This is a genomic window from Magnetofaba australis IT-1 (assembly GCF_002109495.1).
Lineage (GTDB): Bacteria > Pseudomonadota > Magnetococcia > Magnetococcales > Magnetococcaceae > Magnetofaba > Magnetofaba australis.
The window spans coordinates 972066-993715 of sequence record NZ_LVJN01000020.1; the positions used below are offsets into that span (position 1 = coordinate 972066).

At 62.1% G+C, this 21650-nt stretch carries 20 protein-coding genes; 10 read left to right on the top strand and 10 right to left on the bottom strand.

Annotated elements, in window-relative coordinates:
- Positions 1–206: 206 nt before the first annotated feature.
- The 4 genes from MAIT1_RS16480 (at position 207) to MAIT1_RS16495 (ending at position 4467) form a co-directional block, all read left to right on the top strand.
- Entirely contained in the window at positions 207–1142 is a 936-nt protein-coding gene (locus MAIT1_RS16480; RefSeq protein ID WP_085444642.1) for a diguanylate cyclase domain-containing protein, read from the top strand.
- A 148-nt stretch (positions 1143–1290) separates the two neighbouring features.
- Positions 1291–2289, top strand: coding sequence for a polyphosphate kinase 2 (ppk2, locus tag MAIT1_RS16485; RefSeq protein ID WP_085444643.1), 999 nt, complete (start codon positions 1291–1293; stop codon positions 2287–2289).
- 22 nt (positions 2290–2311) lie between these two features.
- Positions 2312–2794, top strand: coding sequence for a GNAT family N-acetyltransferase (locus MAIT1_RS16490; protein ID WP_085444644.1), 483 nt, complete (start codon positions 2312–2314; stop codon positions 2792–2794).
- 149 nt (positions 2795–2943) lie between these two features.
- Positions 2944–4467, top strand: coding sequence for a B12-binding domain-containing radical SAM protein (locus MAIT1_RS16495; RefSeq protein WP_085444645.1), 1524 nt, complete (start codon positions 2944–2946; stop codon positions 4465–4467).
- Between the two features lie 33 nt (positions 4468–4500).
- On the opposite strand, the gene MAIT1_RS16500 is transcribed toward MAIT1_RS16495, so the two are convergent.
- The 3 genes from MAIT1_RS16500 to MAIT1_RS16515 all read right to left on the bottom strand — a co-directional run bounded on the left by MAIT1_RS16500 (position 4501) and on the right by MAIT1_RS16515 (position 7777).
- The gene (locus tag MAIT1_RS16500) at positions 4501–5193 is read right to left on the bottom strand and encodes a sulfotransferase family 2 domain-containing protein (RefSeq protein ID WP_085444646.1); all 693 of its coding nucleotides are present in this window, start codon (positions 5191–5193) and stop codon (positions 4501–4503) included.
- A gap of 15 nt (positions 5194–5208) precedes the next feature.
- A complete protein-coding gene (locus tag MAIT1_RS16505) occupies positions 5209–6549 on the bottom strand; it encodes a M48 family metalloprotease (RefSeq protein WP_085444647.1) in 1341 nt (446 codons plus the stop codon).
- Positions 6550–6775: 226 nt separating this feature from the next.
- Positions 6776–7777: a serine/threonine protein kinase gene (locus MAIT1_RS16515; protein WP_085444649.1), complete on the bottom strand. Its 1002-nt coding sequence runs from the start codon at positions 7775–7777 to the stop codon at positions 6776–6778.
- A gap of 221 nt (positions 7778–7998) precedes the next feature.
- Between MAIT1_RS16515 and MAIT1_RS16520 the strand changes: the two genes are divergently transcribed.
- The gene (locus MAIT1_RS16520) at positions 7999–8967 is read left to right on the top strand and encodes a GGDEF domain-containing protein (protein ID WP_085444650.1); all 969 of its coding nucleotides are present in this window, start codon (positions 7999–8001) and stop codon (positions 8965–8967) included.
- A gap of 34 nt (positions 8968–9001) precedes the next feature.
- On the opposite strand, the gene MAIT1_RS16525 is transcribed toward MAIT1_RS16520, so the two are convergent.
- The 4 genes from MAIT1_RS16525 to MAIT1_RS16540 all read right to left on the bottom strand — a co-directional run bounded on the left by MAIT1_RS16525 (position 9002) and on the right by MAIT1_RS16540 (position 13625).
- On the bottom strand, positions 9002–9721 hold the full coding sequence (locus tag MAIT1_RS16525) for a glycine-rich domain-containing protein (protein WP_085444651.1): 720 nt from the start codon (positions 9719–9721) through the stop codon (positions 9002–9004).
- A 96-nt stretch (positions 9722–9817) separates the two neighbouring features.
- Positions 9818–10861, bottom strand: a complete 1044-nt coding sequence (locus MAIT1_RS16530) for a GNAT family N-acetyltransferase (protein ID WP_085444652.1) — start codon at positions 10859–10861, stop codon at positions 9818–9820.
- Between the two features lie 223 nt (positions 10862–11084).
- Positions 11085–11561, bottom strand: coding sequence for an acyltransferase (locus tag MAIT1_RS16535; RefSeq protein WP_085444653.1), 477 nt, complete (start codon positions 11559–11561; stop codon positions 11085–11087).
- Positions 11562–11744: 183 nt separating this feature from the next.
- The gene (locus tag MAIT1_RS16540) at positions 11745–13625 is read right to left on the bottom strand and encodes an ATP-binding cassette domain-containing protein (RefSeq protein ID WP_085444654.1); all 1881 of its coding nucleotides are present in this window, start codon (positions 13623–13625) and stop codon (positions 11745–11747) included.
- Between the two features lie 80 nt (positions 13626–13705).
- Here MAIT1_RS16540 and MAIT1_RS16545 point away from each other — a divergent pair, with 80 nt between their 5' ends.
- The 3 genes from MAIT1_RS16545 to MAIT1_RS16555 all read left to right on the top strand — a co-directional run bounded on the left by MAIT1_RS16545 (position 13706) and on the right by MAIT1_RS16555 (position 15576).
- Positions 13706–14035: a DUF3301 domain-containing protein gene (locus tag MAIT1_RS16545; RefSeq protein ID WP_158089563.1), complete on the top strand. Its 330-nt coding sequence runs from the start codon at positions 13706–13708 to the stop codon at positions 14033–14035.
- Between the two features lie 99 nt (positions 14036–14134).
- Positions 14135–14758, top strand: a complete 624-nt coding sequence (locus MAIT1_RS16550; protein ID WP_085444656.1) for a hypothetical protein — start codon at positions 14135–14137, stop codon at positions 14756–14758.
- 5 nt (positions 14759–14763) lie between these two features.
- Positions 14764–15576 carry a class I SAM-dependent methyltransferase gene (locus MAIT1_RS16555; protein WP_085444657.1) on the top strand — a complete coding sequence of 271 codons (813 nt, stop codon included), beginning with the start codon at positions 14764–14766 and terminating at the stop codon, positions 15574–15576.
- Positions 15577–15582: 6 nt separating this feature from the next.
- Here MAIT1_RS16555 and MAIT1_RS16560 read toward each other — a convergent pair whose 3' ends face one another.
- Entirely contained in the window at positions 15583–17685 is a 2103-nt protein-coding gene (locus tag MAIT1_RS16560) for a TRAP transporter permease (protein ID WP_085444658.1), read from the bottom strand.
- Positions 17686–17770: 85 nt separating this feature from the next.
- Positions 17771–18742, bottom strand: coding sequence for a TAXI family TRAP transporter solute-binding subunit (locus tag MAIT1_RS16565; protein ID WP_085444659.1), 972 nt, complete (start codon positions 18740–18742; stop codon positions 17771–17773).
- A gap of 162 nt (positions 18743–18904) precedes the next feature.
- Here MAIT1_RS16565 and MAIT1_RS16570 point away from each other — a divergent pair, with 162 nt between their 5' ends.
- Complete coding sequence (locus tag MAIT1_RS16570; protein ID WP_085444660.1) at positions 18905–19423, top strand: deoxycytidylate deaminase; 519 nt, start codon at positions 18905–18907, stop codon at positions 19421–19423.
- Here the strand turns inward: MAIT1_RS16570 and MAIT1_RS16575 are convergent.
- Positions 19366–20076 carry an HAD-IA family hydrolase gene (locus MAIT1_RS16575; RefSeq protein WP_085444661.1) on the bottom strand — a complete coding sequence of 237 codons (711 nt, stop codon included), beginning with the start codon at positions 20074–20076 and terminating at the stop codon, positions 19366–19368. The genes MAIT1_RS16570 and MAIT1_RS16575 overlap by 58 nt on opposite strands.
- Positions 20077–20180: 104 nt before the next feature.
- On the opposite strand from MAIT1_RS16575, the gene MAIT1_RS16580 reads away from it, so the two are divergent.
- Positions 20181–21323: a PilZ domain-containing protein gene (locus MAIT1_RS16580; RefSeq protein WP_158089564.1), complete on the top strand. Its 1143-nt coding sequence runs from the start codon at positions 20181–20183 to the stop codon at positions 21321–21323.
- The last annotated feature ends 327 nt before the right edge of the window (positions 21324–21650 follow it).

The following is a 21650-nucleotide window of genomic DNA, read 5'->3' on the forward strand; positions in this document are numbered from 1 at the left end:
GGGGACTCTCCTGATGTCGCGTCGCCGCGTCATTGTGGAGAATGCGCAGCGGGATCGGGCCATAAAAATTGTTTAGCTGAAAATGATTATAGCGTATGCTTGAGAGTGCATTGCTATTTAATTGAAAGTTTATTCCCAATGGGGCGTTTTGCCCCGATGCTTAGTTGTTTACTGGCTCAATTTGGACACTGTGATCACGCATGCTTATGCTCACTGACGCCCCACTGACGCATCCGACCATTCTGATCGTGGATGATTGCCGCGATAATATACAATTATTGCGCTCCACGCTGGATGGCATGTGCGATTTTATCGTCGTGCATGATGGCCACGAAGCGGTCTCCGCCTGCATCGCCCAGCAACCGGATCTGATCCTGCTGGATGTGATGATGCCGGGGCTGGATGGGTATCAGGTGATCTCCAAACTCAAAATGGAGCCGCTCACCCGACAGATCCCGGTGATCTTCCTCACCGCCATGGATCAGGTGGAGCATGAGAGCGTCGGCCTGGATATGGGCGCCATCGACTACATCACCAAACCATTCAATGCCGAGTTGGTGCGGCTGCGGGTGCGCAACCAGTTGGAGCTCAAGCGGTTGCGCGACTTCTATCGTGAGCGTTCGGCGGTGGATGGGTTGACCGGCGTGGCAAATCTTCCGCGCTTTGAGGAGCGCTTGGATCAGGAGGCGCGACGCGCCGCCCGCGCCGGCGAGCCGCTGAGTCTGCTGACGCTGGATCTGGACCGCTTCCACGCCTTTAACGAAGCCTATGGCCATCTGAGCGGGGATGACGCCATCAAGCGCATCGCCAAAGCGCTGCAGGAGAAGTTGGCGCGGCCGGGGGATCTGGTGGCGCGCTGCAATGGCGCGCGTTTTTCGTGCATTCTGCCCCATACCGACGCCCGCGGCGCACGCATTATCGCCGCCAAACTGCTCGAGTGTGTGGCGGAGTTGAATATCTCCCACTCGGGCTCCGACGTGGCCAACCATCTGACCGTCAGCATCGGCGGCGTCTCATTGAAGCGGGTGGATCGCGACGCCTCGGTATGGATGCGCGAGCAGGTGGCCTTGCGTCTGCAACAAGCCAAGCAGCAGGGGCGCAATCGGGTCTGCTTCGACGAGGATTGCGCCGAAGCGCAATGAGGCGAACGCGCCCCTTGTGCGGCCTTTCTCCGCTGGCGCATTCGCGTTATGCTCAACACTCTTGATCAACTCTTAGCGCCCTGGGGCGCTTGGGTTATGAACCGACCGCGCGCTTGGCAACGGGCGCGTTTTCTGCTTGAGGATCATCATGGGCTCGCATCACAAGGGAAAAGCGCACCCCCCGCTCACGGAAGAGGCATCGCTGGAGTCTGAGGGCGACCCCATCATCGACGCCGCCTTCTCCGAGGTTGACTCCGATGTGGTGACCATGGAGTCCCTGCTGGAGGAGTATCAACGCCTGCAGGAGGAGAACGAGCAGCTCAAGGCGCGTTATGCGGGCGAAGAGCAGATTCGCACCGCCGCCGAGAAGAAGTATCACGACCGTATGGAGCTGCGTCCCTATGCGGCGGAGCTGAACAAACTCCAGCAGCACCTGGATCGCACTGGACGCGGCATGATCGTGCTGGTGGAGGGGCGCGACGGCTCCGGTAAAGGCGGCGTGATCCGACGCATCACCCGCTACATGAACCCCAAACACTACCGTGTGGTGGCGCTGGGAAAACCCAATGAACACCAGCGCACCCAGTGGTATTTCCAGCGCTTTGTGCAGCACTGCCCCCACGGCGGCGAGTTGGTGCTGTTCGACCGCAGTTGGTACAACCGCGCCATGGTGGAGCCGGTGTTTGGCTTCTGCACCGAAGAGCAGTATCAGAACTTCATGCAGGGGGTGGTGAGTTTTGAGCACGATCTGGTGCTCAACGGCCTGGAGCTGGTGAAGATCTACCTGAGCGTGAGCCGCGAGGTGCAGACCCGCCGGTTTGAGAAGCGCCGCGTGGACCCGCTGCATAGCTGGAAGCTCACCGAGATGGATCTGATGTCGCAGGATCGCTGGGACGATTTCACCCTGCGCAAATATGAGATGCTCAAGCGCACTCACACCAGCGAAGCGCCGTGGACCATCGTGCGCGCCGACGATAAACAGCAGGCGCGCGTCAACGTCATGCGCGTGCTGCTCAACGCCATCAACTATGAAGATCGCAACCCCGACTTGAGCTACGTGCCCGACCCCCATTACGTCTACTCCGGCGCCTATGAACTGGAGTTGATGGCCGATAAAAAGCGGCGCGGCGGCGACTTCAGCGGCTGACGTCGCGCTTTCTCTCCTTGCCATGTCTCTTCGTATCCAGCAGGCGGACTTCGCCAACCCCGATCACGGGGCGGCCATCGTCCGCCTGCTGGACGCCTACGCCCGCGACCCCATGGGCGGCGGCAAACCTCTAAGCGACTCAGTCAAATGCGATCTGGTTCCGGCTTTGGCGCGCATCCCCGGCGCGCTCACTCTGCTGGCCTACGTGGATGAGCATGCGGTGGGGCTGGCCAACTGCTTCGCCGGCTTCTCCACCTTCGCTTGTCGACCTCTGCTAAATATCCATGATATCGCCGTGTTGCCCGCATACCGTGGACAAGGCGTCGCGGGCGCTATGCTGGCGGAGATCGAAGCCATTGCGCGGGCGCGGGGGTGCTGCAAAGTGACCCTGGAGGTGCTGGAGAACAATCACGCCGCCCAGTCCGCCTACCGCAAATATGGTTTTGCGGGCTACGAACTGCGCCCCGAGGCTGGGCGCGCGCTGTTCTGGGAGAAGTCGCTGTAGGAACTTGCCTGCCCCTGCGGGACTCTCAATTTTCAAGCGTGGCGGGCAGTTGCAGGCCCCTATATTGCATCTTCACGCCATGGCTTAGGCGCTTGGCATGAGGCGCATGGTTTGAGGCCCTCCATTCGACGACAAAGGAATTGGCGCGCATGACTCCCCGACTGCTTCTGGTGGAACCCCCGTTTGGCCGTCTGTACCACGACAATAACGGCGCCTTCCGCGCGCCCCTGTCCCTGGGCTACCTCTCCGCTTCGGTCAAACAGCGCACGGATTGTCCGGTAATGGTCTACAACGCCGATTTCAACCCGGACCTGGAGCATCACGTCAATGTCTCTAACGACTATCTGTTCAGCGCTGGCTTCGAGCGCTATCAACGCTGCTTGAAGGACCTGGATGCGCCGGTGTGGGATGAGGTGCGCCAGACTCTGGCGGAGTATCGGCCCGATGTGCTTGGGGTGACGGTGAAAACCCAGAACTACCACTCGGCGCTGCAGGTGGCGCGCCTGGCCAAACAGCAGAACCCGGATTGCTTTGTCATCTTCGGCGGACCGCACCCCACCATGGCGGGGGAGGAGTCGCTGGAGGATCCGGTGGTGGATATGACTGTGTTGGCGGAGGGTGAGAATACCCTGGTGGAGATACTGCAGACGCTCTCCAACAGCGAAACGCCGGAGTTTGGCGCCATCGCCGGGATCATCTATCGCGGACCGGATGGTCTTGTGCGCACTCCTGCGCGGGGCAATCATGACAATCTGGACGACTTTCCCAACCCCATTGAGGCGCTGCCAGAGGTGCTCAAGGATTTTGACGTCTACCCGGCCAACGCCCTGGCGCGCATCTTCGCCACCCGGGGCTGCCCCTATCAATGCACCTTCTGCGGCTCGGTGAGCATGTGGACGCGCAAGGTGCGTTTCCGTTCGCCGCAAAACGTGGTGGGGGAGATTAAAGCGCTGCTGGCGCGGGGGGCGACCCATGTGCACTTTGAGGATGACACTTTTGGCGTCAAGAAGAGCTATATTCGCGAACTTTGCGCCCTGATCGCTCAGGAGTGTCCGGGGTTGAGCTGGTCCTGCGAGATCACCGTGCAGTTGGCCGATGATGAGAACCTCCGCAATATGCGCGCGGCAGGCTGTCATCAGGTGACCTTGGGTATTGAATCCGGCGACGATGAGATGCTCAAGCGCATCAAGAAAAACATCACCACCGAGCAGGCGGTGGCCGCCGTGGAGCGCTGCCGCAAACATGATATCACGCCCTATGTGTTCCTCATGTTTGGCTTCCCGGAAGAGGATGAGAAGAGCATCCGCGGCACGCTGGACATCATTCCACGTCTGAACTCGCCCTCCATCTGTTTTAGCGTGTTCACCCCCTACCCGGGCTCACAACTGTTCGAACAGTGCAAATCGTGGGGCATGATCGATGACAAAATGGACTACTCCCGCTTCAACCACCAAAGCCCGGATAACCACTTTTCGCGCAATTTGAGCAAAGAGACGCTGGATCTTCACTTACACGAAGCCATTCGACGCATCGACCGGCAGGAGGCGCGGGTTGCAAAGCGCATGCGCAGAGAGCGCGGGCTGCGGTTGTTGCGTGAGCAGGGGGGCTTTGCCGCGCTGCGCTGGGCGCTGAGCGGCGTTGCGCGCCGTTTGGCGCCGCGTCCGGCGGAGTGAGTCCTGTGGTGAGAGGCCGGGAGGCGGCGCAACTCAGCTTTGCCCAGTGATGGGAGTGTAGTCGAACAGGGCGAAATCCTGGGCGTAAAGCTCTGTGGCGATGCGCGCCATTTCCGCATCATAGGCGGTTTCATACGGCGCGTGATCGGAGCGGTTTTTGTGCGCCAGGGTGGCCTCTATGCCCAGGCGTTGCGCCACGGTGTGAAAATCCGCCTCAATGTTCTCCAGTCTACCGACAAAATCCACCTGAATGCGTCCGGCCTTATCCGCCACAAAGTAGTGCTGGGGATGCAGGTGGGGGATGCTCCACAGCCGCTGCGGCGAAATCCACTCTTTGACGAACTGCTCAAAACTCTCAATGGAGGTCAGGTGGGTTTCGGAAAACGCCTTGTCCTGATGGTTGATGCCGCCTTTTTTCAGAAAACTGTAGGCTGACAGCAATCGATCATGGGGGTGGCGGACAAAGGTGAATTTAAAAAACCGTTTGAATTTTGACGGGTTGGCGCGCTGAAACAGAAAGTAGGGTTTGTGGTTGGACTGATAGTTCAGCGCCTGTCCCACGCTCACGCCAGCGGCTTTGGGAATGTGAATAAAAATGCACTCGCAGCAGTTGGGCGAGCCTTCATAGACGCCGCGTCCGCGCCAATCGGCGATGCGCATTCTCAGGGTGGTGAGCATGCTGGGCTCCTCAAGCGGCGGAGTGGGGGAGAGGCATGGCGTCGTCATGGCGTCGTTACTCCCTTAGCGACCGCGCCACGCCTGCAGGCGGGTGGCGGCGTATTTGGCCTGAGCGCCTTGGCGCACCTGTCGCAGATAGCTGTTATAGGCCGTCGCCGCGCCGCGCACGTCGCGCATCTGCTCCATGGCGATCCCCTGCAGGAACAGCGTATCCGGGTTGCCCGGCAGGCGCTGCTCATAGGCGCGGAAGCTGGCCAGCGCCGCATCCGGGCGATGCAGCGCCAGTTGCGCCACGCCGGTCATGTGCTGCGCCTGGGCCTCGCTGGGTTTGATCCGTTTGGCGTCCTCGGCGTAGCGCAGGGCGTCGTTGGGGTGGTTGAGCGCCAGTTGCGTCTTGGCCATCAGCACCAGCGCCGGGTAGTCCTGCGGCGCCTGTTTGATGGCGCTGCGGATGTGCCTGTCGGCTTGGGCGTACTGCTTGCCGGAGAAGGCGTCTTCCCCCTTCTGGAGTTCATCAATGACCGGTTTGAGGGCGCGGATGGAGGCGGTGTTGTCCATGTAGCGTTCGCGATTCACCGCGCCGCCGGGGCGCACCTCGCCCCTCTTCTCGGCGATGGCGGCCTGGGCGTTGGCGATGCGTTCGCTGCTGAGCGGATGGGTGGCCATCATCAGCTCCAGCGCGTTGGGCTTGTGCTCGGACTGACTGTTGAGCATCTGCATCAGCCCCACCATCCCCTCGGGGTCATAGCCGGTGCGGCTCATGTAGGTCATGCCCAGGCTGTCGGCTTCGCGCTCGTTATCGCGGCTGTAGCTGGAGAGCAGCGCGCCTGCGCCCAGCCCGCCAAGTTGATTGATCCAGCCCGCCTGATTGGGCGCTTTGGCGTTGGCCACCATGCCCACCCCCGCCAGCAGCGCTTGCGCGAAGATTGTTTTGGTTTGGCGCTGAGCGGCGTGACGGGCGTTGACGTGGCCCAGCTCATGCCCCAGCAGACCGGCCAGTTGGGATTCGTCCTGCATCTCCGCCAGAATGCCGCGGGTAGCGGCGACGCTACCGCCGGGGAAGGTGTAGGCGTTGACCCGATTGGCCTCCAGGGCGCGGAATGAATAGGGCATCTGCGGACGGTGGGAGCGTTGCGCCAACTCCTGGCCCACGCGGGTGAGGTAGCCGTTGACGCGGGCGTCGCTGACCGGGCCGTAGTCCTCGGAGAACTGATGCGGCGCCTGCTCCTTATCGATATTGATCTCCTGGCTCTCCGACATCAGCAGAAACTGCTCTTCGCCGGTGACCGGATTGACGCTGTTGCCGCAGGCGGCCAGTCCCACCGAGGAGAGGGTGGAGAGCCAGACGAAGTCGCGGCGGTTGAATCGGCGGTTCCACAGGCGGTCGGCAAAGTCACGATTCATGGAGCAAACTCTCAAAGGCTGGCAGTAACGGAAATCGAGTCAAAATAGAACATCTGCGCGCGCTCAAAACGTTCGGACGCGCACGCAGCAAAACTTACCGAGGTCCAGGAGGGCGTCCCTTCTGGCGAGTCGAGGGCGGCGCCCTCGTGGGTCCAGGGCAAAGCCCTGGTGGGGTCTGGGGCGAAGCCCCAGTCTCTTTTCTCTTCCCCCGGATTGTTTATTACAATTACAGCGGCCACGGCAGCGGCTGCTCCTCCATCAGGGCCGCCTGTTCGCGCAGCCCTAGAATGTGCGTCTCCCACTGTAGCGGATCATCGAACCAGGGGAAACAGCGCGGGAAGGCGGGATCGGCCCAGCGTTTGCCGATCCACGCCATGTGGTGCAGCATACGCAGGGTGCGCAGCGCCTCGATCAGATGCATCTCGCGCGGGTCCAGATCGTGGAAGCGGCTGTAGCCCTCCAGCAGATCGCAGAACTGGTCGGCTTGGGTCTGGCGGTCGCCGGAGAGGCAGAGCCAGATATCCTGAATCGCCGGGCCGCTGCGGGCGTCGTCGAAGTCCACCACGCGGGGGCCTTCGTACTCATCCCATAGGATATTGCCCACATGAAAGTCGCCATGCAGGCGGATGGGCTTGAACCCCTCGGCCAGTTTCCATTGGCGCTCGATGCGCCCCAGCAGATCTTCGGTGAGGCCCTGATAGACGCTGCGCAGGGAGTCGGGGATGTGTTCCGAGGCGAGGAGGAACTGCGCCGAGTCCACGCCAAATGATTGCGGCGTCAGCGCCGGGCGGTGGGCGAACTTCTCGGCGGCGCCCAATTGATGCAGCCGCCCCAGGAAGGCGCCCAGACGGCGCAGGTGGTCGGGACTCTCCAGATCCGGCGCGCGCCCGCCCACGCGGGGGTAGAGAGCAAAGCGGAACGGTCCATGTTTGAGCAGCGTGCGGCCCTCGTCGTCGGCCATGGGCGGTACGGCGGGGATCTCCAACTCCGCCATCTGCTGGGTGAAGAGATGCTCTTCCAGAATCTGCTCGTCGCTCCAGCGGCCCGGGCGGTAGAATTTGGCCACCAGCATGCCGCGCTCTTCCACGCCCACCTGGTAGACGCGGTTTTCGTAGCTGTTCAGGGCCAGCAGATGTCCGGTGCAAGGGAAGCCGGCGGCCTCCACGGCGTTGAGAATCTGGTCGGGACCCAGCTCCAGAAAGAATGCGGTTTCGTCGAAAGCATCCATCACGTGGCCCCCTATGGCGCGGTGTGAAACAGTGGCTAAGTACTCTATCAGAGTCGCATCGGCATTGCGCGGTTCGTCAAAATGGATGCGAATTTGCGCGGTTGCGATTATAGTCTTTCCTGCAAAGCTATGGTTCACCCATTTTAACGAAATACATGGGCGCTTTCGGGCGCAGATCCTACATTCGGGCGCATCCGCCTGTTTCGCCAGTGGAATGAGACATGAACGAAACCTGGTACGACGGCGAGAATTTTGACTCCATTCAACTCTTTCAGGGGGTGGGGTTCGAAGCGGTCTCCCACATTCTGGAGGAGTGCCCGGTGGTCAAATTCGCTCCGGATGATGTGATCATCACGCCGGAGACCCCCAACACGCTGCTCTATCTGGTGCTGGAGGGGGAGCTGTCGGTGCGCTTGGGGCGGGCCGACGCCAACGCCCTGGTCTCCGTGGGGGTGGGTGGCTGCGTGGGCGAGATGTCGGTGATCGACGCCGATAAAGCCTCCGCCTATGTGGTGGCGGAGACGCCGTGCCGACTCATCGAAGTGGAGGATGAGAAGGTTTGGTCGCTGATTCACAACTCCCACGATATGGCGTGTAATCTGCTCTATCTGCTCTCGCGGCGCATGCGTTTTAACAACCGCGTGATCATGGAGGGGGAGGAGAAGCAGCGCGCGCTGGAGACCAGCGTGCGGGTGGACGGCCTGACCGGGCTCTACAACCGCCGTTGGCTGGACCACTCCCTGGAGCGGCAGTTTCAGCGCATGGGTCGCGACGGCGGCTCACTGAGTCTGCTGATGATGGATGTGGATCACTTCAAACGCTTCAACGACACCTTTGGTCACCTGGGCGGCGACTGCGCCCTGCGCACCTTGGCGCGGTCGTTGATGGACCATCTGCGTCCTGGTGACATGGCGGCGCGCTATGGCGGTGAGGAGTTCTCCGTGCTGCTGCCCGAGACCACCTTGCAGACCGCCATCAATATCGCCGAGCGTCTGCGTGAGGGGGTGGCCGGGGAGAAGATCGTCAGCGAGGAGGGCAAAGCGCTGGACTCCATCACCATCTCCATCGGCGTGGCCTCCACCAGCGCTGAACTCAACACCCCGGCCAAACTGGTGGCGGCGGCCGACGCCGCGCTCTACGCCGCCAAGCAGGGCGGGCGCAACTGTGTGCATGCGCATGGGGAGGAGTGAGCCCTAAGCAAAGACTCAAGGGGCGCGCTGCGCGTCAGCTTCCGCCGCCACACCCCGCGCCACCACAACTGGAGCCGCCACAGCTGGCTCCAGTGCCCCCCGCGTCGCCGCCGCAGCCCGCGCCTCCGCCATCGCCGCTGCATCCCCAACTACTGGCGCAACCAATGCTCCCGCCACAGCCGATGTGCGTTGCGCAGTAGCGGTTCGGCGTCTCATCCTGGCGACAGTCCAGGGTGTAGACAAAGCCATCCGCAATCCCCAGCTCCCCATCCAAAGCGAACAGAAGAGGCAGTCTGTCAGGCTTCTTGGAATCGATGCCCTCTTTCAAACACGCCAGTCGCCACGCGCGTTTGATTCCATCTTGCGCCTGATCAGGCGAACGCATGGCCTCGGTAGGCGTGTGGTGGAGAAAGTAGCCGAATCCCCGTTTGCAGAAATCCGCATAAGTTCTGGTGAAGAGGATGAATTCGTGCCACGCCACGTCGACAGCTTGGGAGGGCATGAAGACCATGGCGCGCTTTTTCGACATGCGGCAGAGGCAGAAAAAGTCCCGCAATCCGGTGATGACCTGTTCCTGCTGCTGTTCATCCAGATGGGGATAGACGGTGGCCAGTTTTTGTTTGAGCACAGGGGTGAATTTGTACTTCTGGATGAACTCCAGATCCTCCTGCAAACTGGCGCGCTTGCGCCAGGTCAGGAATTGCCAAAACACCAGGGCGCCAATCAGCAGCGACAACAGAGTGGAAAAAGACATGGTGAATCTCCCGCCGTGAGCGCCTATGGTTACCGCATCAATTAAACCAAAGCTTTCTCATCGGGTCACCGTTTGGCGGCCCAAGACACAGGGCGTTCAGCGCGAGGAGAAGACGTCTGAGAACCAGCCTGACGCCGCAGAGGTCAGGCACGCCCACACGCCCTGTGGTTTCGACGCCAGGGCGCAGCCCAGAATCCAGCGCTCACAGCGCTGGCTCATCCACTCCTGCTTGTAGGGATCGTTGCCGTATAGATAGTCCAGCTCCATCACCCCCTCGCGGTCGATGGCCAGCTCCATCATGTAGGCGGTGAGCAGCGTGCCGGGGGAGTACTCCCTCCACGCTTCGTCATACACCAGCCGGAAGATGCTGGCCCTGCCGTGGGCGATGAACCAGATCTGCGCCGCAGCGGCGTGGCCGTCGATGGTGAGCAGCGCCGCGCGCAGCCAGCCGCGACTGGCCAGGGCGTCCAGCATATCCGCCAGATGGTCGTCCAGCGGCTCGCGGCTCTTCCAACTGCCCCGGTGGATGGCGTGATAGTGGGTGAGGAACTCCGGCAGCTCTTCGCTGCCATAAAGGCGGATTTGATGCTTCCGTTCCCGCGCCAGTTTGCGCCCTTTGCGCGCAATGGTGCTGCGCACCCGGCCCGGGCGCCCCGCCATGTACTGTTTGAAGCTCTGTCCGCCCACCGGGTGGATCCAGTTCACATGCTGAAAACGCGGGTGACAGAGGAATCCCGCCGCCTCCAAGGCCGCTTGCAGCGCCTGGGTGGTGGGGTCGTGACGATCCAGCAGGTCCAGCGTCAACACCACCAGTTTCGCCGCCGCCAACCCCTGCGCCAGACACTTCAGCACGGCTTCCTGGTCCTCTGGTGCCAGCAATAGCGTATAGCGCCCGGAGTAGAGGCTGGTGAGGGCGTCCCAGGCGTTGTTCTGCACCTCCGCCAGCGGCAGGATGGCGCGCACGGTGTCGCCGTCGAGCACGCAGGCCAGGCGCACTTGCCGCGCATCGGCCAGCAGCCGCGTGACGTGCTGCTCCAGCCACAAGCGCGACAGAAACAGGCTCTGGCGTTCGCCAGCGGCGAACAGCGCATCGGCGCTGGCGGGCAGTTGCGCCCAATCCGTATAGCAGACGAAATGCATTGGCCGGTTAACTTATTTGAAAGAGGGGTGGGAAGCTGAAAGAGGCTGGGGCTTCGCCCCAGACCCCGACCAGGGCGCCGCCCTGGACCCGCACGGGCTCTGCCCGTGACCCGCCAGGGAAATGATTTCCCTGGACCCTCGTTAGTTTGCTCTGTGCATGCATGACGATTTGTGTTTGGGCGGTGGGCCGTGGGCTTGCTTGTGAGTGAATGAAAGATCGAATTTAATGTTCTTGCTTATCCAGCGGACGGATCACCCGGGCCGGATTGCCCGCCGCCACCACGCCGGGAGGAATATCCGTCGACACCACCGAACCCGCGCCAATGTAGCTCCCCTCGCCAATGGTCACGCCGGGCAAAATAATCGTGCCGCAGCCCAGGAATACGCCACGCTCCAGCGTCACCGGCGCGTTGCTCTCGGTCATGCCGAAGCGCTCCCGTTGCAGCGCGCTGCACATGCCGTGGGTGAGAATCACGCAACCGGTGGTGAGCCAGACGTCGGCGCCGATGGTGATCAACGCTGGCGCGCGGTTGTCCAGCAGCACGTTGCGGCCGAGAAATACGCTGCCGGGCGAGGCCATGTTCACCCCGCGCCAGATGTGCAGCCGCTTGGCCAGGGGGGGGAGGAACCACAGCGTTTGCGCCAGATTGCCCAGAGCCCAACTGACAAGCTGACGCGGCGAAATAGTCAAATCAGGCATGGGAATCCATTTTCAGCACGATAGCAAAGGTCGAAAATCGGGACATTTATGGCCCGATTTTCGGGGGTCTGGGGTCCGCGACCCCAGCGGGGTGTGGGGCGGCGCCCCACGGTTTGGTCTTTGGGAGCTCGAGGGCAAAGCCCTCGATATCTTTCATCTTCCAGGCTGTTATAAAGTCTAAGCTCAAGAGGCGGCCTCTTCCAAGCGCTCCCATTGATCGTACTTCTCCAGCAGTTCGCTCTCCACTGCCTCCAGACGTGCGGCGGCTTGCTGCGCGGCGCCTGCGTTGTCGGGGGTGTGCAGGGCGGGGTCGGCCAGCTTCTCCTCCAGCTCGGCCTTCTCCTCCTCCAACGCTTCGATCTGCTCCGGCAGCATCTCCAACGCGCGCTGGTCTTTATAGCTGAGTTTTTTGCGCGTCGGCTTGGCGGGCGCCGGGGCGGGCGCGCTGTTTTTGCGGGTGGAGAGTTCGGGCTTCTCCTCAGGCGCGGATTGCGGGCGTTGATCCAGCCAGTCGTCATAGCCGCCAGGGTATTCGCGGAAGCGCCCATCGCCCTCGAAGGCGAGGGTGCTGGTGACGACGTTGTTGAGGAAGTCGCGGTCGTGGCTCACCAGCAGCACGGTGCCGTTGAACTCACCCAGCTTCTCCTCCAGCAACTCCAGGGTTTCGGCGTCCAGATCGTTGGTGGGCTCGTCCAGCACCAGCATGTTGGCGGGCTGGGCGAACAGTTTGGCCAGCAGCAGGCGGTTGCGCTCGCCGCCGGAGAGCACCGAGGCGGGGGAGCGGGCGCGCTCCGGCTCGAACAGAAAATCCTGCAAGTAGCCGATGATGTGGCGCGTCTCGCCGTTGAAGTCGATGCGGTCGCGGCCGCCGGCGACATTGTCGGCCACGCTCAGATCGGCGTCGATCTGACTGCGATGCTGGTCGAAGTAGGCGATCTGGAGTTTGGTTCCCAGTTTGACTTCGCCGGATTGCGGCGCCAACTGGCCCAGCAGCAGCTTGATCAAAGTGGTCTTGCCGCAGCCGTTGGGGCCCAGCAGGCCCACCTTGTCGCCACGCAGAATGGCGGTGGTCAGATCGCGCACAATGGGCGTCTGCTCGTAGGCGAAGCTGGCGCTTTCGGTCTCCACCACCAGCTTGCCGGACTTCTGCGCCTCCTGCACCAGCATCTTGGCGGAACCGGCCAGTTCGCGTCGCTTCTGGCGCTCCCGGCGCATGGCGATGAGGGCGCGCACGCGCCCTTCGTTGCGGGTGCGCCGCGCCTTGATGCCCTGACGAATCCACGCCTCCTCCTGGGCCAGCTTCTTGTCGAACTTGGCGTCGGCCTGGGCTTCGGCGTCCAGCGCCGCCTGCTTGCGCTCCAGATAGGTGTCAAAATTGCCCGGCCAACTGGTCAGATTGCCCCGGTCCAGCTCAATGATGCGGGTGGCCAGTCGGCGCAGGAAGCGGCGGTCGTGGGTGATGAACAGCAGCGTGCCCTTGTAGCCCAGCAGGAACTCCTCCATCCACTCGATGGCGGGGATGTCCAGGTGGTTGGTGGGCTCGTCCAGCATCAGCAGATCGGGATTGTCCACAATCGCCCGCGCCAATAGCGCGCGGCGCTTCTGCCCGCCGGAGAGGGCGTCGAACAGGGCGTCCGGGTCCAGTTTCAGTCGCTCGATGGCCGAGTCGATGCGCTGTTGGCTGCTCCAGCCTTGCGGATCGTGGTCGATCTGTTGGTGCAGCGCCTCCAGTTGCGCCGGGTCGCCCTGCAGCGCCGCATGGTACTGCGCCAATAGACGGCCGCTCTCGCCCAGGCCGTCGGCGACCACGTCGAACACCGTTCCCTGCTTGCCGTGGGGCACGTTCTGAACCATGCGCGCCAGCTTGAGGCCCTTTTTCCACGCCACCTCGCCGCCATCGGGGACGATCTCCTTGCCGATGGCCTTGAACAGGGTGCTTTTGCCGCCGCCGTTGCGGCCGATGAGACAGACCCGTTCGCCCGGCTCAATGGTGAGATTCACCTCGTCGAGGAGCTTCGGGCCGCCGAAGCTGATGGTGAGATTGCTGATGTCGATCAAACCCATGGCGATTTTGGCTTTTTATTCTGTTGCAGTGGATGTGCGACGCATTTCCCGCCCGCGCGCTTTGGCGTATGCTCGGCGCCATGGACGATCCGTTGATCATACTGCTGGCCCTCGGCGCCGCCATCGCCCTGTGGAGCGTGGTGATGGGCGCGCGCGAACGCGCCCTGGCCGCCGCTCGACGGGTGTGCGACGAGATGGACGTGGCGCTGCTGGACGACGCTGCGCCGCTGGTCGCCTGGCGTCCATTCCGCAGTGAGGCGGGCTGGCGGATGCGTAGGATATACGAATTCCGCTATCTGGACCACGATCAAGCGGTGCGCATCGGTCTGTTGGTGTGGGAGGGGCGGCGCCTCACCCAGGTGATCATCCCCGAAGCCGAGCAGACTGAAACGGCGCCAAGCGTGCATTGAACCCGCCTGTGCGCGGGAGTATCCTAATCCCTGAAGCGCCGGAATCCGTTCGTTTGGTCACAGGGACAGGCCAAGCGGGCCCAATGGGAGTTGACCAGTATGAGCAGACATCCGCGCCAAGCGCCTGGCGGCACGCCGTTTTGGAAACGGTTGGTGCTGTTCTATTTGATCTTCCTGGTGGTGTTCTTCGCCGCCACGCCGATCCTGACCATGACCCTCTACTGGGAGGCGGACCTCTCCGTCAGCATTCTGCCGGAGTTGATCGGCTTTTCGCTGCAGGGGGGCTTTCTGGTTCTGGTGTTCGCCGTGTATGAGTGGCGTTCGGCGCGCAATGCTCGCCACAACCAGAAGTTCACCCTGCGCACCTACCTGGGGTCGTTTGTGGATCGCAGCCTGTTCGCCATCACCTCGCCGGATCTGACCGGCGAAGGCGAAGTGCCGGTGGCCGAACCGCCGGTGCTGGATCTGGAGAGCATGACCGCCGATAGCATCAGCGATGGCGCGGCGCAGCGCATTCAACAGTTCGCCGAGCGCCAACTGACCTCGCTGGAGGCGCTGTCGTCGGTGGCCGCGCACATCGACTACAACCACCTGGACGCCTGGAGCGTTATCGTCGACGATCTGCACAACATTCGCGGCGCGGTGGAACTCTCTGAGGTGAAGGACGGGGTGATTTCGTTGCTGCGCAACATTAAGAATTTCGACGACCTGCCGTTGGGCTGACGCCAATGAGCGACCTGCAACAAGTTCAATCTTTCTGGGAGCGGCAGAGCTGCGGCGAAGTGTATGCGCAAGGGCAGTCCGAGCGGGATTTCTATCTCAGTGAAACCGCCGCCCGATATGCGCTGGAGCCCTATATCGCCGAGTTCGCCCAGTTTGACGACTATGCCGACAAAACCGTGCTGGAGATCGGCGTGGGTATGGGCTCAGACCACTCCCGCATCGCCCAGGCGGGGCCTGCGCGTCTGGTGGGGGTGGACCTGACCCAGCGCGCCATTGAGCATACGGGCAAGCGGTTCGCCGCATTGGGACTGCAATCGGAGCTCAAGACCGACAATGCCGAGGCGCTCAGTTTTGCCGATGAGACTTTTGATCGCGTCTACAGCTGGGGCGTGCTACACCACTCGCCCAACACCCCGCAGGCCATCGCCGAGGTGCACCGAGTGCTGAAACCACGCGGCGTGGCGCGCATCATGGTCTACTATACCTGGTCGCCGACTGGTTTGATGCTGTGGGCGCGCTATGGTCTGTTGCGTGGGCGCCCCTTGACCCCCATGAGCCAGATCTACGCCGACTATTTGGAGTCCCCCGGCACCAAAGCGTACAACATGGACGAAGGCGAACGCCTGTTCTCACGCTTTGATCAGGTGAAACTGCGCGTGCAGCTTGGCTTCGGCGATCTGCTGGAGGGGGCGGTGGGGCAGCGCCATCGCGGACCGCTGCTCTCCATCGCCAAACGCATCTGGCCGCGCTGGTTGATTCGCGCCATCAGCCGCCATGTTCCCTTCGGTCTCTATCTGTTGATCGAAGCGCGCAAGTAACGCCTTCTAAGTTGTCACACTCTGCGTCCCGGTTGGTTTACGCCAGCCGCGCTTGTACAGCGCCAGAATGATATAGAGCGCAAACGCCGGCGCGGTGAACCAGTAGCTCTTCTCCATGCCGAACTGCTCAGACAGCAGTTGCGGGCGGAACAGACCCACCACCACCAGCAACAACAGAATCCGCTCCCACCAGGGGGCGCGTCCGAAGTGCCACCCCATCACTGCCGAAGCGAAGGCGAACATGGCGGTGCAGGCCAGAAGGAACAGTCCAGCGATGGCGAAGGGGTTGGTGATCCACAGCCAGTCCGCCGCCGAGGGGAAGAACGCCCCCTCGCGAATGCCGGAGATGAGGATGATGTCGGTGTTGAAGATGAACATGAACGGCAGAATCGCCGTGCGCATGTCGTAGGTGAAGCCCTGCAGGCCGGTCTTGATGGGGTTGGAGCGGGCAATGGCGGAAGCCGCATAGGCGGCCAGTCCCACCGGTGGCGTATCGTCGGCGAGAATGCCGAAGTAGAACACGAACAGGTGTGCGGCGATGGCGGGCACCACCAGGCCGTTGGCCGTGCCCAGCTCGACGATGATGGGCGCGGTGAGCGAGGCCATGACGATGTAGTTGGCGGTGGTGGGAAGGCCCATGCCCAGAATCAGACTGGTGATGGCGGTGAAAATCAGCACCAGTATGATCTGCCCCATGGAGATCACCTCGATCACCTCCAGGATGCGTTGCCCCAGGCCGGTGAGGGTGATGGTGCCCACCACCAGACCGGCGGCGGCGGTGGCCACGCCGATGGGCACCATATAGCGGGCGCCGTTGACCAGACCGTGATAGAGGTCGGCGAAGCTGTCGCGCAGGGCGCCGGTGACGGACTCCTTGTGCGCCAGCGCCATCACCGGGCGCTGAATGACGATGATGGCCATCACCAGCAGAATGGCGTTGAAAGCGGCCAGACTGGGCGACTGGCGCAGCACCACCAGGGTGTAGATGAGCATCGCCACCGGGATCAGATAGTGCACGCCGGAGATAAAGGTGCGCCAGATGGGCGGCAGTTCGCTCTTGGGAATCCCCTCCAGCCCCAGTTTGCACGCCTCCAGATGCACCACGTAGAACAGCGCCATGTAGGAGGCCACCGCCGGAATGAAGGCGGCGGTGACCACCTCCAGATAGGAGATGCCGAGGAATTCGGCGATGATGAAGGCCGCCGCGCCCATGATGGGCGGCATCAACTGTCCGTTGGTGGAGGCGGCCACCTCTACGGCGCCCGCTTTCTCCGCCGGGAAGCCGACCTTTTTCATCAACGGAATGGTGAAGGTGCCGGTGGTGACGGTATTGGCGATGGAGGAGCCGCTGACCATGCCGGTGAGGCCCGAGGCCGCCACCGCCGCCTTGGCCGGGCCGCCGCGAAAGCGTCCCAGGGCGGCGTAGGCCAGTTGGATGAAGTAGTGTCCCGCCCCGGCGCGCTCCAGCAGCGCGCCGAATAGCACGAACAGAAACACAAAGCTGGCCGAGACCCGCAGCGGCACGCCGAAGATGCCCTCGGTGGTCAGGTACATGTGGTTGACGATCTTGGTGATCGAGGCGCCGCGATGGGCCAGCAGGTCCGGCATGTAGGGGCCGAAGTAGCAGTAGGCCAAAAACAGCGAGCCGATGATGGTCAGCGCCGGGCCCAGGGTGCGCCGCGCCGCTTCCAACAGAAGCACCAGGGTGATCACCCCCAGCACAATATCCTGAGTGAGGGGCAGGCCGGGGCGTTCGGCGATGGCGTCGTAGTTGGCGAAGATGTAGAATGCGCCGCCCGCGCCCAGCAGACACAAGAGGATGTCGTACCAGGGGAAGTGATGGCGCGGCGCGGTTTTATACGCCGGGTAGGCGAGGAATCCCAGCGCCAGAGCGAAGCTCAAGTGAATGCTGCGCACCAGGGTGTCGTTGATGGGCGTGGTCGCCACCCACAATTGGAACAGCGACCAGGAGAGCGCCAGGGCGATAATGATGTAGCCGCCCAGACCCGCCGGGTGGCGCGCGCCGCCCTCGATGTCCTCGGCCATGTGTTGCGCCTCAACGGCGCCTTGGCTCTCAAAGTCGATGCCGGGTTCAGCGTGTTTGCTCATGGGATGTCTTTAAAAAAAGAGAAATGAAAAGGTTTGGGGTGGCGCGCGCGGCGCCGTTATTCGACGCCGCGCATAGCCGGTGGGCTTACAGCAGCCCTTTTTCCTTATAGTACTTCTCGGCGCCCGGATGGATCGGCGCGCTCAGACCTTGCAGCATCTCCTTGGGCTCGAGGATGCGGAAGGCCGGGTGCAGCGCTTTGAAGGAGTCCAGGTTCTCGAACACGCCCTTGACCACTTCATAGGCGGCCTTGTCGGACAGATCCGAGGTAGTGACGATGGTGGCCTTCACGCCGTAGGTGGGCACGTCAGAGTCGACGCCGCGATAGATGCCCGCCGGCACTTTGGCCTTCACGAAGTAGGGGTATTTGCTCACCAGTTTGTCAACACAGCCGCCGGTGAGCGGGACGATGTTGATATCCACGCTGGTGGCCACATCCTTGATGTTGGCGGTGGGGTGACCCACCACGTAGAAGTAGGCGTCCAGCTTATTGTCGCGCAGGGCGTCGGGCATCTCTGAGGCTTTCAAGCGGCCGGCTAGGGCCAGCTTGTCTTCGCTGATGCCGCACACCTCCAGCAATTCACCGGCGGTGCGGGCCTGGCCGGAGCCGGGGTTGCCGATGTTGATGCGCTTGCCGACGATATCCTTCAAGCCGTTGATGCCCGCATCCTTACGCGCGGTCAGGGTGACCGACTCCGGGTGCAGGGAGAACAGGCTGCGCAGTTTGGTCACTTTGCCCTGGAACGGCTCCTGACCGTTCCACGCCTTGTAGCCGACGTCGGATTGCACCACGCCGATGTCCAGCTCGCCGGAGGCCAGGGCGTTGCTGTTGTAGACCGAGCCGCCGGTGGACTCCACGCTGCAACGCAGGCCGTGGGATTTGCGGTTCTGGTTGACCATGCGGCAGATGGCCCCGCCGGAGGGATAATAGACCCCGGTAACGCCGCCAGTGCCGATGGTAATGAAACCGCCGCGTTCGGCGGAGGCGGGGGCGGCCAAGCCCAGCGCGAGCGAGGCCACTGCCGCGCCCATGGCGATTTTTGCAGTAAAGAGTTTCATTGTTGGTATCCTTGTTCAGGCGGATGGGTTTGGTAACAATAGAGTTAGCGTAATCAAATTGGCCGCCGAATGTATAGTGTTCAAATGAATGAATATTAGCGTACAAACGGATGAATTTTTCTTGGGACGGATAAAGCGCGGCGCGCGCGCGGGGAGAGCGGAATGAGTCGGCCGGGATGGGATCAGCACTGGATGGAGGCTGCGGCGCTGGCCGCGCAGATGAGCACCTGCGCTTCCGGGCGCAAGGTGGGCGCGGTGTTCGTGCGCGATAAACGTCTGCTGGCCACCGGTTTTAATGGGGTGCCGTGCGGCTATCCACACCCGGCCAGTTGCAAGCGGCGCGATCTGGGGGTGCCCAGCGGTCAGCAGTTGGAGCTGTGCGCCTGCGCCCACGCCGAGGCCAACGGCATCGCCAACGCCGCGCGCCACGGGGTGAAGCTGGAGGGGGCGACCTGCTACGTCACCACCCAGCCGTGCGGGGCGTGCATGGGGGCGCTGGCCAATGTGGGCATTACGCGGGTGATCTACGCCGGCGCTTATCCCGATCCGCGCTCGCAGGATATCGCCCGTTATGCGGGCATCGAGCTGCTGGAGTGCGATGGTCAGGGCAATGCCCATCCGCCTCAGGCGGCTTCCGAAGGCGGGGGCGAGGCGGGCTGCAGCAGCTGTTCGAACCCCTGAACCGACGGGAAGCGCTGGCTGTATTGGGGCTCCCACTGCAGATTGGGTTGGGCGATGTGCAGCAGGTGGCCGATACCGAACGCTTCGGCGGAGCGCAGCACCGGCTCGGAGTCTTCAATCAGCAGGGTGGTTTGCGGATTGAAATCGATGCGTCCGCGCAGTTGGGTCCAGAACGCTGGCTGCTCTTTGGCCAGGCCGTAGTCGTGGCTGCTGTGCACCGAGTCCATGAACTGGCCGATGGGGGTGCGCGCCAATTTTAGATTCAGCGAGTGGGCGTGGGCGTTGGTCACCAGATGGGTCGGCAGTCCTCGCTCTTTCAGACATTGCAGAAACGGCATCACATAGGGACGGGTCTGGATCAGGTGGGCGATCTCCAGCTTCAGCAGCGGGATGTCCATCTGCAGCCGTTTGCTCCAGTGGTCCAGGTCGTACCACAGCAGCGATCCGGCCACCTCTTCATAGATGGCCAGCACCTCGGCCTTGGCGGTTTCAAAGTCGAGACCGTTCTGTTTGGCGTATTGGCGCGGGGTGGTGTCGAGAAAGAAGTGGTCGTCAAAGTGGCGGTCCAGCAGCGTGCCGTCCATGTCCAGCAACACGCAATCGATGGCGGACCACGCTACGGGGCCTGCGAGGGCGGGCAGGGGCGCGGGCATGGGAATCAAACCTTTCCATGTAAACGGGTATTGTCAAAAATGGACGGTTGTGAAACGATGCGTAACAATCGCTCCCTTCTTCGCCCTTTAACAGTATGAACGCCATGGATCAATCCGAGCAATCCCTGCAAGCGCTCAAACCCTTCTTCAAGCAGTACGTGAAGATCTTTGTGCGCCATTTTTTCCATCAGCTCAAGATGTTGCGTGGCGAGTCGTCGGTCAACAAGGAGATGGCTCCGGCGGTGGGGTATCTCTATTACCGCCACTTCTATCCGGGTATGGAGCTCAAGCGATTGCCCGATCTGACGCCCAATCTGGAGCAGGCGTATCAGAAGTTTATGCGCGACTCCACGCTAATCTCGCTGGTCCTCAAAGAGATGCAGAAGGATCTGGAGGCGTTTCAGCAGCGCAATGTGCAGCGTCGCCGCCATGCGTTCCAACTGTTTCTGGAGACCGCGCTGACCCACGCCGGGGCCAGCGCTGATGAGTCCGAAGCGCTGGTGGATACCTTCAAGCATCAGGGCGATGCGGAGGCGAGCGGCATCAGCGCCGAAGAGGAGGCGCAAGCGGTTCGCGACGAACGCAGCATCATCGAGCGTCTGGTGGATATGCAGTCGGCCAAGGCCGAGTTGCTGCTGTTCAATATGTATCAGGACGTGCCCATCAGCTACGAGGCCACCATCCTCGACGTCACCCCGGACGCCAACAAGGCGCGCCTGAAGATCCATCGCTTCCAGTCGGTCATCGTGGCCGACGATCGCTTTACCTACATCAAACACCCCGATCTGCCCGAGCCGGTGCGCGCGGAGCTGGTGACCCTCAATCGCGAAAAGCATGAGGCGATCTTCACCGACTTCCAGTTCGCCGTGTTGGGCATGGATGAACGCACCCATATTCGCGTGCGGCCGCCCAAGCCCACGCCGGTGACCCTGACCACTACCAGCGGGCGTCTGGTGACCGATCTGCTGGACGTGTCGGTCAACGGTCTGGGGGTGATGGTGGATAAGAAGAGCACGCCGTTGGAGAACGGGCAGAGCGTGGATGTGTCGCTCAGTCTGGAACAGGGGCAGAAACTCAGCCTCAATGGCATGGTGGTGGCGGTCAAGCCGCAGGACAACGGCGGGCATTTCCTCGGTGTAGCGCTCACCCCCGACACCAACGCCGAGGTGTTTATCTCCCAGTACGTCTATCAGCGTCAGGCCGAAGTGGTGCGCAAGCTGCAGCAGAAGGCGATGAGTCTGGTGTGAATAGTGTCAGTCGAATTCAAAATTGGACATTGGCGATTTTGAAGATGGAAGATATCGAGGGCTCCGCCCTCGAGCTCCCGAAGACCAAACCGTGGGCTCCGCCCATGTATGGTCCGCTCCGCCACGGCAAGAGAAAATGTCCACTGATGTGTGAGGCTTAGTCGCGCCCATGTATCCGGCCTGTTGATGAGGGGCTTGTCGCCCTCTGGCCCTGATGGAATTTGCGCGTGGCCCTCCTCAACACACCCTCGGCCTCTATGGGCCCTTGGGCGAAACAGGTTCTTGACCACGCAGGGCTATGCCGTTTCACGCCATCAATCTCGACTC

Excerpts from the sequence above, each read along its gene's own strand:
- MAIT1_RS16480 (WP_085444642.1), top strand. The coding sequence starts at position 207 with ATGCTCACTGACGCCCCACTGACGCATCCGACCATTCTGATCGTGGAT.
- ppk2 (WP_085444643.1), top strand. The coding sequence starts at position 1,291 with ATGGGCTCGCATCACAAGGGAAAAGCGCACCCCCCGCTCACGGAAGAG.
- MAIT1_RS16490 (WP_085444644.1), top strand. The coding sequence starts at position 2,312 with ATGTCTCTTCGTATCCAGCAGGCGGACTTCGCCAACCCCGATCACGGG.
- MAIT1_RS16495 (WP_085444645.1), top strand. The coding sequence starts at position 2,944 with ATGACTCCCCGACTGCTTCTGGTGGAACCCCCGTTTGGCCGTCTGTAC.
- MAIT1_RS16500 (WP_085444646.1), bottom strand. The coding sequence starts at position 5,193 with ATGACGACGCCATGCCTCTCCCCCACTCCGCCGCTTGAGGAGCCCAGC.
- MAIT1_RS16505 (WP_085444647.1), bottom strand. The coding sequence starts at position 6,549 with ATGAATCGTGACTTTGCCGACCGCCTGTGGAACCGCCGATTCAACCGC.
- MAIT1_RS16515 (WP_085444649.1), bottom strand. The coding sequence starts at position 7,777 with ATGGATGCTTTCGACGAAACCGCATTCTTTCTGGAGCTGGGTCCCGAC.
- MAIT1_RS16520 (WP_085444650.1), top strand. The coding sequence starts at position 7,999 with ATGAACGAAACCTGGTACGACGGCGAGAATTTTGACTCCATTCAACTC.
- MAIT1_RS16525 (WP_085444651.1), bottom strand. The coding sequence starts at position 9,721 with ATGTCTTTTTCCACTCTGTTGTCGCTGCTGATTGGCGCCCTGGTGTTT.
- MAIT1_RS16530 (WP_085444652.1), bottom strand. The coding sequence starts at position 10,861 with ATGCATTTCGTCTGCTATACGGATTGGGCGCAACTGCCCGCCAGCGCC.
- MAIT1_RS16535 (WP_085444653.1), bottom strand. The coding sequence starts at position 11,561 with ATGCCTGATTTGACTATTTCGCCGCGTCAGCTTGTCAGTTGGGCTCTG.
- MAIT1_RS16540 (WP_085444654.1), bottom strand. The coding sequence starts at position 13,625 with ATGGGTTTGATCGACATCAGCAATCTCACCATCAGCTTCGGCGGCCCG.
- MAIT1_RS16545 (WP_158089563.1), top strand. The coding sequence starts at position 13,706 with ATGGACGATCCGTTGATCATACTGCTGGCCCTCGGCGCCGCCATCGCC.
- MAIT1_RS16550 (WP_085444656.1), top strand. The coding sequence starts at position 14,135 with ATGAGCAGACATCCGCGCCAAGCGCCTGGCGGCACGCCGTTTTGGAAA.
- MAIT1_RS16555 (WP_085444657.1), top strand. The coding sequence starts at position 14,764 with ATGAGCGACCTGCAACAAGTTCAATCTTTCTGGGAGCGGCAGAGCTGC.
- MAIT1_RS16560 (WP_085444658.1), bottom strand. The coding sequence starts at position 17,685 with ATGAGCAAACACGCTGAACCCGGCATCGACTTTGAGAGCCAAGGCGCC.
- MAIT1_RS16565 (WP_085444659.1), bottom strand. The coding sequence starts at position 18,742 with ATGAAACTCTTTACTGCAAAAATCGCCATGGGCGCGGCAGTGGCCTCG.
- MAIT1_RS16570 (WP_085444660.1), top strand. The coding sequence starts at position 18,905 with ATGAGTCGGCCGGGATGGGATCAGCACTGGATGGAGGCTGCGGCGCTG.
- MAIT1_RS16575 (WP_085444661.1), bottom strand. The coding sequence starts at position 20,076 with ATGCCCGCGCCCCTGCCCGCCCTCGCAGGCCCCGTAGCGTGGTCCGCC.
- MAIT1_RS16580 (WP_158089564.1), top strand. The coding sequence starts at position 20,181 with ATGGATCAATCCGAGCAATCCCTGCAAGCGCTCAAACCCTTCTTCAAG.